Genomic DNA, 9,542 nt, shown 5'->3' with positions numbered 1-9,542 from the left:
CGTCTGCGCATCACCGGTCGCGCGCCCGGTATCGGTTTTGGTGGCAGCGCCCCCGCCGCCACGAGCGAACTCGATCACAACGCTCTGTGGCACGCCCTGAAGAAGGAAGCCTTCCACGCCTCCATCCTCGACATGGAAGTGAACGGCAAGGTTGAAAAAGTGCTGCTGCGCGATGTGCAGTACCACCCCTACAAGCCCATGGTCCTGCACGTGGACTTCCAGCGCGTGGACGAAAAGACCCGCCTGCACAAGAAGGTTCCTCTGCACTTCGTGGGCGCCGAGAACTCGCCGGCCGTCAAGAACGACCATTGCGTGATCAACCACGTCGTGACCGAAATCGAGATCGAATGCCTGGCCATGCAGCTGCCCGAGTTCATTGAAGTGAACCTGAGCGCTGTTGAAAAGGGCGCGACCCTCCACACCGGCGACATCCAGCTGCCCGCCGGCGTGAAGATCGTGACCCACGGTCGCAAGAACATCACCATCGCCACCGTGGTCGAGCCGGTGGAAGAAGTGGTGGCCGCTCCCGTCGTGGCCGCTGCCGACGACAAGAAGAAGGGCAAGGGCAAGAAGTAATTCTTGTGCTTCCTGAAAAAAGGCCCGCTCACGCGGGCCTTTTTCTTGCGTGAACGTCTTTGATAATGCCGACCATGATCAAGCTGATTGCCGGCCTGGGCAACCCCGGCCCTGAATACGAACAGACCCGCCACAACGCCGGCTTCTGGTTTGTGGACGAGGCGGCACGCCTCCTGAAAACCTCGCTGCAGATGGAGCGCGGCCACTTCGGTCTGGTGGCGCGTGCCAATGTGGGCGGGCAAAGCGTCTGGCTGGTCGAGCCCCAGACCTTCATGAACCTCTCGGGCAAATCGGTCGCGTCACTGGCGCGGTTCTTCAAGATCACCCCCGAAGAGGTGCTGGTGGTGCACGACGAGCTGGACCTGCCGCCCGGCGAGGCGAAGCTCAAGAAAGGTGGCGGGCATGCGGGCCACAACGGCCTGCGCGACATCCACGCCCAGCTGGGCAGCCCCGATTACTGGCGGCTGCGCATCGGCATCGGCCACCCGGGCAACAAGAACGAGGTGGCGACCTGGGTGCTCAAGAAGCCCTCACCGGACGACCGCATCGCCATCGCGCAGGCGCTGGACCGAGCCCTGAAGGCGCTGCCGCAGCTGATCGCGGGCGAGATGGACAAGGCCACGGCCCTGATCCACACCAGCAAGCCGCCCCGACCCAAGCCACCGAAGCCGGTGGCCCCGCCCGCTCAGGCGCCGGAAGGTGGCAACAGCACCGGGCCGGGCGAAGCGAGCGACTGACCGGCCGCCTGCAAGCGCTGGTATTTCTGCCACAGCGTCTCGTGGTTTTCGGTGTGCGCCGGGTCGACCGGAATGCACTCCACCGGGCAGACCTGCACGCTCTGCGGTTCGTCGAAATGGCCCACGCATTCGGTGCAGCGGTTCGGGTCGATCTGGTAGAAGTCCTCGCCCATCGAGATGGCCTGGTTCGGGCACTCGGGTTCGCAGACGTCGCAGTTGATGCACTCGGCGGTGATCATCAGGGCCATGGTGCCGTCCTCAAGCTTGCAGGGGCTGCGGCTTCAGGCGGTCAGCCACACCCGGGCTGACCATCTGCGACACGTCGCCGCCGAGCGTGGCGATTTCGCGCACCAGGGTGCTGGAGATGCACTGCAGCTCGGCCTGCGGCAGCAGGAACACGGTTTCCACCGACGGGAGCAGCTTGCGGTTCATGGCCGCCATCTGGGCTTCGTAGTCGAAATCGGTCAGGTTGCGGATGCCGCGCACCACGGCGCAGGCGCCTTGCTGGCGGCAGAAGTCCATGATGAGCCCGTCAAAGGGCAGCACGCGCACCGGCAGGCCGTCCAGCGCCTCGGCGGCCATGGTCATGCGCTCCTGCAGCGAAAAGCGCGTCTTCTTGTGGTGGGCGATGGCCACCGCCAGGATCAACTCGTCGAACAGACCGGCGGCGCGGCGCACCACGTCCTCGTGACCGAGCGTCAGCGGGTCGAAGGTGCCGCTGTAGACGGCGATGCGGCGGGCGAAGGTGGCGGGTGCGGGCATGACCGGGATTATCGGCCAAGGCCCGTGGGCGGCCGCGCCGCCGGTGCACATGTCACTGCGGCGGCAGGGGCTGCAGCAGGTGGAAATGCACCACCCCGGCCTTGCCCTGGCGGTGCAATTGCAGGCCGAGCTGGGCCAGTTCGTCGCCGGTCCAGGCGCGTGGGGCTTCGAGGTAGATCAGGCCCTGGTCGCCCAGGGCCTGGCGCGCGGCCAGCAGCGCGGCGTTGAACAGGGCCGGGTTGCCGTCGTTGCCAAACGGCGGGTCGAGAAACACCACGTCCAGACCCTGCCCGCGCCGTTGCTGCAGCGCGGCCACGCCGTCGCCACGTTCCACCCGCACGGCATCGGCCTTGAGGCGGGTTTTCAGCGTGGTCAGGGTCTTGACCAGGGCGCCGTCGTTCTCCACCAGCAGCACCTCGGCCGCGCCGCGCGACGCAGCCTCCAGCCCCAGGGCGCCGGTGCCCGCAAAGGCGTCCACACAGCGCAGGCCCGTCAGGTCCTGGCCCAGCCAGTTGAACAGGGTCTCGCGCACGCGAGCGGGTGTGGGGCGCAGGCCCGGCAAGGCCGCTACCGGCAGCGGCGTGCGCTTCCACTGGCCGCCAATGATGCGCACCTCCTGCGGGGCGTTCACGGTCGGGCGGCGGGCGATGGCGGGCTTTTTCATCGCAGGGCCGCTCCCAAGATGAAAAACACCCCCTGGGGGGCAGCGACCCGCACAGCGGCGGGGCTTGAGGGGGCACAAATCTTCATGGCGTGGACTGTACCGCGGCCAGGCCCACGCGAAGATGACACGATGGAAGGTGTGAACGCGTGGGTCACACCTTCTCAGCGCGCTCCGAGCACCAACGTGACCATGCGCTCGGGTTGCAGCACGCGCTGGAAAGCTCGGCGAATGTCTGCTGTGCCCACGCGCTGCACCTGCCCGGTCCAGCCGTCCAGGTAATCCAGCGGCAGACCGTACCAGGCGATGTTGGCCACGTTGTCCAGCAGCTTGCGGTTGCTGTCGATCCGCAAGGCGAAGCCGTTGACCAGGAAGTCCTTGGCTGCCTGCAGCTCGGCCTCGGTCGGGCCGTCGGCCACGAAGCGCTGCACCACCTCGCGCGCCACGGCCAGCGCCTGGTCGGCCTGATCGGGTCGGGTGGTCAGCCCGAGCTGGAAGGCGCCGGCCTGCAGACCCGGCGCGAAGTAGCTGTAGACGCTGTAGCTGAGCCCACGCTTTTCGCGCACCTCGGTCGTCAGACGCGAGACGAAGCCGCCGCCGCCCAGGATGTAGTTGCCCACGAACAGGGGAAAGAAGTCCGGGTCGTTGCGGGCCATGCCGGGCTGGCCCACCAGCACCTGGGCCTGTGCCGCGTCAAACGGGATGCGCTTCTCGACCGCCGCGGTCAGCTTCGGCACGTCGGGCACGACCGGCAACGCCTCGCACCCATGCGGCGCGATGGCCGCCATGAACTGGCCAACGATGCGCTCGGCACCGGCGCGGTCGACGGCGCCCACCAGCACCACCTGGGTGCGGCAGGCGGCCACGTGGCGGCGGTAGAAGGCCTGCATAGCGGCGGTGTCGATGGCCGCCCAGGTTGGTGGGGTGGCTTCGCGGCCGTAGGGGTGGTCGCCGTACACGGCCTGTGCAAAGGCGCGGCCGGCGTGCGTGGCCGGGCGGGTTTGTGCCTCCTGCCAGGCGGCCACCATGCGTGCGCGGTCGCGCTGCCAGACCGCGTCGGGCCAGGCGGGTGCGGCCAGCTGGCGCGCGGCCAGGGCCACCGCGCGCTGCAGCAGATCGGGCTGGGTCAGGCTGCGCAGCGACAGGCTGAAACGCTCGCCGCTGGCGCTGGCGCCGAAGCTGGCGCCCAGGTCGGCCCAGGCCTCGGCCAGCTGGTTTTCGTCGAGTGCTGGCGCGGTACCTTGTGCGGCCACGCCGGCGGTCAGCAGGTCGGCGGTGACGCTGGCCAGCCCGACCTGCGCGGCCGGGTCACGGCGGCTGCCGCCGTCCACGTCGATCTGCACGTCCAGCATGGGGATGGACGGGCTCTCGACCAGGTACACGCGCGCGCCGCTGGCGTGCGTCCAGTGCTGGATCGGGATGGCGGCCTGCGCCCACCCGGGCACGATCACCAGCGCCAGCAGCGCGAGGGCTTTTTGCAACATGGGCATGGGCTTGTGTTCAGTGGCGCGAGAGCGCCGGGCGCGGGCCGGCGGGTGCCGCGGTGCGCGGGCGGGTCGGATCGGGGACCAGCACGCCGGTGGTCAGGTGGTCGTCGCCGAACAGGCGCTGCGCGACCGACTGCACCTGCTCGGCCGTCACCGCCTGCAGGCGGGCCATCAGCTGCGGGCTGGCGTCCACGCCCCAGCCGTTGACCCAGTGGCTGCCCAGCTCCTGGGCCTGGTTGAAGACCGAGTCGAGCTTGTAGGTTTCGCTGGCGGTCCACTGCGTTTTCACGCGCTGCAGTTCGGCGGCGCTGATGCCCTCGCGCGCGATGCGCGCCACCTCGGCCTTGAGCGCGGTGATCACCTGCTCGGGCGCCACGCCCGCGGCGGGCACAGCAGTGAGGGTGAACAACTGCGGCCCGCGCCCGGTCAGGCCGAACGAAGCGCCCGCGCTGTCGGCCAGGCGCGACCCGGTGCTGCCTTGCACCAGGGCGCGGTCCAGCCGGCTCACGCCGTAGCCGTCGAGCACGGCGGACAGCACCGTCAGGGCCAGCGCGTCCTGGCTGCCGGCGTCCTGCGCATCGGGCGCGGCCAGCTTGGGCATGTGCCAGGCCAGCGCCACCAGGGCCTGCTCGGTGGCGGCGCGGAACTCGATGCGGCGCGGCCCCTGCGGCGCCACCTCGTCGCGCGGCTTGCGCTCGGGCACGGCATGCGCCGGGATGCGGCCGTAGATAGATTCGGCCAGGGTGCGCACGCGCGCCACGTCCACATCACCGGCGATCACCACCGCGGCGTTGGCCGGCACGTACCAGCGGCGATAGAAGTCACGCGCGTCTTGCGGCGTGAGCGCATCGAGGTCGCTCATCCAGCCGATGACAGGGCGGCGGTACGGACTGGTCTGGAACACGGTGGCGGTGAAGCTTTCGAAGAAGCGCGCGCGGGGCGACTCTTCGGTGCGCTGGCGACGTTCTTCCTTGACCACTTCCAGCTCCTTGCGGAACTCCTCGTCGCTCCACTGGTTGCGGGCGAAGCGGTCGGCTTCGAGTCGCATCACCGCTTCCAGGTGCTGGCTGGCCAGCTGCTGGTGGTAGGCGGTGGCGTCGCGGCTGGTGAAGGCGTTTTCGCGCCCGCCCAGGGCCGCCACGCGGCGCGAGAACTCGCCCGGCTTCAGGTCGGGCGTGCCCTTGAACATCATGTGTTCCAGCACATGGGCCACGCCGCTGGCGCCGTCCACCTCGTCCATGGCGCCCACCCGCACCCACAGCATGTGGGCCACCGTGGGGGCGCGGCGGTCGGGCTGCACGATCAGCGTCATGCCATTGGACAGGGTGAAGCGTTGCGGGCCGGGGGCGGAGGCTGTGGCGGCCGTGGCGCTCACCACCAGCAGCAAGGCCATGCACCAGCGCGCGACACCAGCGTGAAAGGGGCGTTTCATAGAATGGGGAAGATACAAGAGATTCCAAAATGTTCTCGTTCTTCCGCAAGAAACCCCCCGCCCCTCCTCCTGCCGAGCCCAGCGCGGCCCCAGCACCGGCCACTGCGGCGCCCGTGCCAGTCGCTGCGCCCGCTTCTGCCGCCGCGCCAACGCCGGCGCCGCTGCCCGCCGCACCGGTACCGGCACCCGCCCCGGCGCCCGAGCGCAAGGGCTGGCTGGACAAACTCAAGGCCGGCCTGCGCAAGACCGGCTCCAGCATCGCCACCGTCTTCACCGGCACGCAAATCGACGACGCGCTGTACGAAGAGCTGGAGACCGCGCTGCTGATGGCCGACACCGGCGTCAAGGCCACCGAGCACCTGCTGACGGACCTGAAGAAGCGCGTCAAGGACCGCAAGGCCACCGACCCCGCGGCCGTCAAGGGACTGCTGGCCGAGGCCATTGCCGAGCTGCTGGCGCCGCTGCAGAAACCGCTGGTGATCGGCGAGCACAAGCCTACGGTGATCATGGTCGCGGGCGTCAACGGCGCGGGCAAGACCACGTCCATCGGCAAGCTCACGCGCCACCTGGCCAACGAAGGTGCCAGCGTGTTGCTGGCCGCGGCCGACACCTTCCGCGCGGCGGCGCGCGAGCAACTGGCCGTCTGGGCCGATCGCAACACGGTGGAAATCATCACGCAGGAAGGCGGCGATCCGGCCGCGGTGAGCTACGACGCCGTGAGCGCCGGCAAGGCGCGCGGCAAGGACGTGGTGCTGGTCGACACCGCCGGCCGCCTGCCGACCCAGCTGCACCTGATGGAAGAGCTGAAGAAGATCAAGCGTACGATTGCCAAGGCCGGAAACGACAGTGAACGTTCCCCTGCCGGGCCGCCCCAAGGGGGAACAGCCCCCTCGGGGGGCAGCGCACCGCGCGAAGCGGGAAGCGTGGGGGCATCGGTTCCGCCGCACGAAGTGCTGCTGGTCATCGACGGCAACACCGGCCAGAACGCGCTGATGCAGGTCAAGGCCTTCGACGAAGCGCTGGGCCTCACCGGCCTGGTCATCACCAAGCTCGACGGCACGGCCAAGGGTGGCGTGGTCTGCGCGATCGCCCGCGAGCGGCCGGTGCCGATCTACTTCATCGGTGTCGGTGAAAAGCTCGAAGACCTGGAAACCTTCGACGCGAAAGAGTTCGCCCAGGCCCTGCTGAACTGAGGCCGGTTCAGCGCTTGCCCCAGAGCTGCTCGACCCGCAGGTCGCGCCCGCAGCCGGCCCGGTAGTAGGTGTAGCGCACCGGGTTCTTCTTGTAATAGTCCTGGTGGTAGTCCTCGGCCGGCCAGAAGGTGCTGGCCGCGGCCAGTTCGGTGTGGATGGCGGGGAACCGCCCGCTTTTGAGCAGCGCTTCGCGGCTGGCTTCGACCACCTTTTTCTCCGCCTCGTTCTGCCAGTAGATGCCACTGCGGTACTGGCTGCCCACGTCGCAGAACTGCCGGTCTTTGACCGTCGGGTCGATGTGGCGCCAGAAATAGTCCACCAGCTGTGCGTAGGTGAGCCGGGCGGGGTCGTAGACCACCCGCACCGCCTCGGCGTGCCCGGTGCCGCCCCGGCTGACCTGCTCGTAAGTGGGCTGGGCCGTCTGGCCCGCGGTGTAGCCCGACACCACCTCGATCACGCCGGGCAGCTGCTCGAAGTCTTTTTCGATGCACCAGAAACAGCCACCGGCAAACACCGCCGTGGCTTTGGCCGGCTGGGCGTGGGCGGGCTGAACCAGCGCGACCAGCGCCACACCGGATACGCCACAAGACAACAGGGTCCGGCAGACAAGCTTGAACGACATGGGACACCTCTCAAGTGAGGAAAAAAAGATGCCAGTGCGCGATCGGGTACCCCGCGCCGGCGCTGGCGATCAACGCCCTGCCAACCGACGCCTCGGGATCAATCGTCCCCTGGGCCGTCCGCCCCATAGTGGCGCCACTGTTTGAGGGCGTTGCGCATGGTCAGCACCTGCCGTTCGAAGGTGGGGCAGGCCTGGCACATGGTCATGTGCAGGCGCAGGGCCAGGCGTTCGGTCAGCGGGAGCGCGCGGTCTTCCCGGGCGATCACCAGGGCGGTGACTTCCTTGCAGGTGCGGCGCAGCGGGTAGTGGGCTTTCATCGGGTCCGGGGCTGTTGAAACCAGTTCATGTCCAGGCATTCGCGCAGGCGCAAGCGGGCGCGGTGCAGCTGGACGTAGAGGTTGGTCGGTGTCAGCGCCAGCTCCTTACAGATCTCGTCGCTGGACAGCTCCAGCCACTCGCGCATGAGGAACAGGCGGCCCTGCACCGCGGGCAGCTTGTCGGTGCAGGCCTCCAGGATCGCCATGAACTGACGGCTTTTCAGGTCCTGCTCGGGGTTGCCCCAGTCGGCCGGCCTTTCGGCGAAGTGACCGTCGACCTTGAACGCCATGTGCTCCAGCGGGTCGGCGTTGTCGTCGTCCGAGCCGCTGTCCAGCGCCACCTCGCGGCCGCGCTGGCGCAGCAGGTCCACGATCTTGTGTTTGAGGATGCCCACCAGCCAGGTCTTGAGCTGCGAGCGCGCTTCGAAGGCCTGCGGTTTGGCCAGCGCGGCCAGCACGGTTTCGGACACCACATCCTCGGCCCAGGCGTCGTTGCGCAGTTGCAGTCGCGCAAAGCGCATGAGGTAGCTGCGCTGGGCCGCCAGCTGCTGCTCGAAATCGGTGGGGGAGTTTGAGGTCATGTTGGTTCGCAAGTGGGCGCCAGTGTAAGGAGTGGAGAAAAAAGTCGACCAAAGGTTCTCACCGGAGAAACCCTATGACGCATCCGCACGCACCCCAGGCCTCTTTCACACGCCGGCAGGCCTTGGCGCTGCTGGCCGCCAGCGCATCGGGGCCGTTGATGGCGGCAAACGCCAACGCCGAACTGGCGCCCACCCTTGAGGGCACGACACCGGACGGTCAGCGCCTGCAGCTCGCGGGGCTGCGCGGGCGGGTCGTGCTGGTGCTGTACTGGTCCACCGGCTGCGCGGTCTGCCGCGACAAGATGCGCGAGCTGCGCGCCAACCTCACGGGCTGGCAGGGCCAGCCGTTCACGCTGCTGGGCGTCAACATGGACGCGCGGGCACAAGACTTCGCCCGCTACGAAACCCTGGTCCGGCAAACGGTGCCCGTGCCGCAGCAGTTCACATCGCTGTGGGCCGGTGCCCCCGGTTTCATCGACAGCATGGGCCGCCCCGAGCACCTGCCCAGCGCCTGCCTGATCGACAAGCAGGGCCGCCTGGTGGAGCGCTACAGCGGGCGCATCCCGCCCGAGGCCTGGGACCGCATCGCCGAGCTGCTCTGAACGCCGGGCCTGCCAACTTTTTTTGGCGTCCGATGTAAGAAGCTTGGGTACACCGCGACTGAACCTCAACCGGTCCAACGCTTGAACGGCGCCACCCGGTTGACCTTCCCCCTCAACCCCTCAGGAGTCACACCATGAACCAACGCACCATGATCACCGCCGCCGCCACCTCGCTGATGTCGCTCGCCCTGCTGTCCTCGCCCGCCATGGCGCAGAACGCCGCCAAAGAGAAGTGCTTCGGCATCGCCAAGGCCGGTCAGAACGATTGCGCCAACCTCGCGGGCACCCATTCCTGCGCCGGTCAGGCCAAGGTGGACAACGACAAGGGCGAATGGAAGTACGTGGCCGCCGGCACCTGCAAGACCATGAACGGCATGAGCATGGACGAAGCCAAGGGCGGCATGATGAAGAAAGACGACATGATGAAAAAGGACGACATGCAGAAGAAGAGCTGATCGACTCCAGCGTCCATCAACCCAACTTGCCCGCCCGCGATGCCTGCACCGTCCCTTCCGGCTCGCCTGACCGCCATGGGCATTGGCTGGCGGCACACCAATTACGCGGCGCTGCTG

13 protein-coding genes are annotated in these 9,542 nt (G+C 68.2%); 5 read left to right on the top strand and 8 right to left on the bottom strand.

Features of this window, described 5'->3' with window-relative positions:
• Positions 1-576 (top strand): 50S ribosomal protein L25/general stress protein Ctc (locus tag ACR2JA_RS01245; RefSeq protein WP_434007329.1); only part of this gene is annotated, 576 nt, incomplete at its 5' end.
• Positions 577-650: 74 nt separating this feature from the next.
• Entirely contained in the window at positions 651-1,313 is a 663-nt protein-coding gene (gene pth, locus ACR2JA_RS01240) for an aminoacyl-tRNA hydrolase (RefSeq protein WP_434007328.1), read from the top strand.
• Here pth and ACR2JA_RS01235 read toward each other — a convergent pair.
• From ACR2JA_RS01235 to ACR2JA_RS01215, 5 genes are all read right to left on the bottom strand, one after another.
• Positions 1,262-1,561 (bottom strand): YfhL family 4Fe-4S dicluster ferredoxin, encoded by a 300-nt coding sequence (locus ACR2JA_RS01235; protein ID WP_434007327.1) that lies wholly within the window; start codon positions 1,559-1,561, stop codon positions 1,262-1,264. The two genes, pth and ACR2JA_RS01235, sit on opposite strands and share 52 nt — an antisense overlap.
• A gap of 10 nt (positions 1,562-1,571) precedes the next feature.
• Complete coding sequence (coaD, locus tag ACR2JA_RS01230; protein WP_434007326.1) at positions 1,572-2,075, bottom strand: pantetheine-phosphate adenylyltransferase; 504 nt, start codon at positions 2,073-2,075, stop codon at positions 1,572-1,574.
• Between the two features lie 52 nt (positions 2,076-2,127).
• A complete protein-coding gene (rsmD, locus tag ACR2JA_RS01225; protein ID WP_434007325.1) occupies positions 2,128-2,739 on the bottom strand; it encodes a 16S rRNA (guanine(966)-N(2))-methyltransferase RsmD in 612 nt (203 codons plus the stop codon).
• Positions 2,740-2,900: 161 nt separating this feature from the next.
• Positions 2,901-4,220 (bottom strand): M16 family metallopeptidase, encoded by a 1,320-nt coding sequence (locus tag ACR2JA_RS01220; protein ID WP_434007324.1) that lies wholly within the window; start codon positions 4,218-4,220, stop codon positions 2,901-2,903.
• 16 nt (positions 4,221-4,236) lie between these two features.
• The gene (locus ACR2JA_RS01215; protein WP_434007323.1) at positions 4,237-5,655 is read right to left on the bottom strand and encodes a M16 family metallopeptidase; all 1,419 of its coding nucleotides are present in this window, start codon (positions 5,653-5,655) and stop codon (positions 4,237-4,239) included.
• 29 nt (positions 5,656-5,684) lie between these two features.
• Here ACR2JA_RS01215 and ftsY point away from each other — a divergent pair, with 29 nt between their 5' ends.
• Positions 5,685-6,848: a signal recognition particle-docking protein FtsY gene (gene ftsY / locus ACR2JA_RS01210; protein ID WP_434007322.1), complete on the top strand. Its 1,164-nt coding sequence runs from the start codon at positions 5,685-5,687 to the stop codon at positions 6,846-6,848.
• 7 nt (positions 6,849-6,855) lie between these two features.
• Here the strand turns inward: ftsY and msrA are convergent, their stop codons facing one another.
• The 3 genes from msrA to ACR2JA_RS01195 form a co-directional block, all read right to left on the bottom strand.
• Positions 6,856-7,470, bottom strand: coding sequence for a peptide-methionine (S)-S-oxide reductase MsrA (msrA, locus tag ACR2JA_RS01205; protein ID WP_434007321.1), 615 nt, complete (start codon positions 7,468-7,470; stop codon positions 6,856-6,858).
• A gap of 98 nt (positions 7,471-7,568) precedes the next feature.
• Complete coding sequence (locus tag ACR2JA_RS01200) at positions 7,569-7,787, bottom strand: zf-HC2 domain-containing protein (RefSeq protein ID WP_434007320.1); 219 nt, start codon at positions 7,785-7,787, stop codon at positions 7,569-7,571.
• The gene (locus tag ACR2JA_RS01195) at positions 7,784-8,368 is read right to left on the bottom strand and encodes a sigma-70 family RNA polymerase sigma factor (RefSeq protein WP_434007319.1); all 585 of its coding nucleotides are present in this window, start codon (positions 8,366-8,368) and stop codon (positions 7,784-7,786) included. Before ACR2JA_RS01195 ends, ACR2JA_RS01200 begins: the two co-directional genes overlap by 4 nt.
• A 74-nt stretch (positions 8,369-8,442) precedes the next feature.
• Here ACR2JA_RS01195 and ACR2JA_RS01190 point away from each other — a divergent pair, with 74 nt between their 5' ends.
• Entirely contained in the window at positions 8,443-8,970 is a 528-nt protein-coding gene (locus tag ACR2JA_RS01190; RefSeq protein WP_434007318.1) for a TlpA family protein disulfide reductase, read from the top strand.
• Positions 8,971-9,104: 134 nt separating this feature from the next.
• Entirely contained in the window at positions 9,105-9,425 is a 321-nt protein-coding gene (locus ACR2JA_RS01185) for a BufA1 family periplasmic bufferin-type metallophore (protein ID WP_434007317.1), read from the top strand.
• The last annotated feature ends 117 nt before the right edge of the window (positions 9,426-9,542 follow it).

The sequence above is a fragment of the Hydrogenophaga sp. genome (assembly GCF_051007235.1).
Classification (GTDB): domain Bacteria; phylum Pseudomonadota; class Gammaproteobacteria; order Burkholderiales; family Burkholderiaceae_C; genus Hydrogenophaga.
Note: the sequence above shows the minus strand (reverse complement) of the source record. Positions and strands in the feature narration are given on the sequence as shown.

Coding starts and splice junctions, on each gene's coding strand:
- coaD (WP_434007326.1), bottom strand. CDS start 2,075: ATGCCCGCACCCGCCACCTTCGCCCGCCGCATCGCCGTCTACAGCGGC.
- pth (WP_434007328.1), top strand. CDS start 651: ATGATCAAGCTGATTGCCGGCCTGGGCAACCCCGGCCCTGAATACGAA.
- ACR2JA_RS01220 (WP_434007324.1), bottom strand. CDS start 4,220: ATGTTGCAAAAAGCCCTCGCGCTGCTGGCGCTGGTGATCGTGCCCGGG.
- ACR2JA_RS01190 (WP_434007318.1), top strand. CDS start 8,443: ATGACGCATCCGCACGCACCCCAGGCCTCTTTCACACGCCGGCAGGCC.
- rsmD (WP_434007325.1), bottom strand. CDS start 2,739: ATGAAAAAGCCCGCCATCGCCCGCCGCCCGACCGTGAACGCCCCGCAG.
- ACR2JA_RS01235 (WP_434007327.1), bottom strand. CDS start 1,561: ATGGCCCTGATGATCACCGCCGAGTGCATCAACTGCGACGTCTGCGAA.
- ACR2JA_RS01195 (WP_434007319.1), bottom strand. CDS start 8,368: ATGACCTCAAACTCCCCCACCGATTTCGAGCAGCAGCTGGCGGCCCAG.
- msrA (WP_434007321.1), bottom strand. CDS start 7,470: ATGTCGTTCAAGCTTGTCTGCCGGACCCTGTTGTCTTGTGGCGTATCC.
- ftsY (WP_434007322.1), top strand. CDS start 5,685: ATGTTCTCGTTCTTCCGCAAGAAACCCCCCGCCCCTCCTCCTGCCGAG.
- ACR2JA_RS01185 (WP_434007317.1), top strand. CDS start 9,105: ATGAACCAACGCACCATGATCACCGCCGCCGCCACCTCGCTGATGTCG.
- ACR2JA_RS01200 (WP_434007320.1), bottom strand. CDS start 7,787: ATGAAAGCCCACTACCCGCTGCGCCGCACCTGCAAGGAAGTCACCGCC.
- ACR2JA_RS01215 (WP_434007323.1), bottom strand. CDS start 5,655: ATGAAACGCCCCTTTCACGCTGGTGTCGCGCGCTGGTGCATGGCCTTG.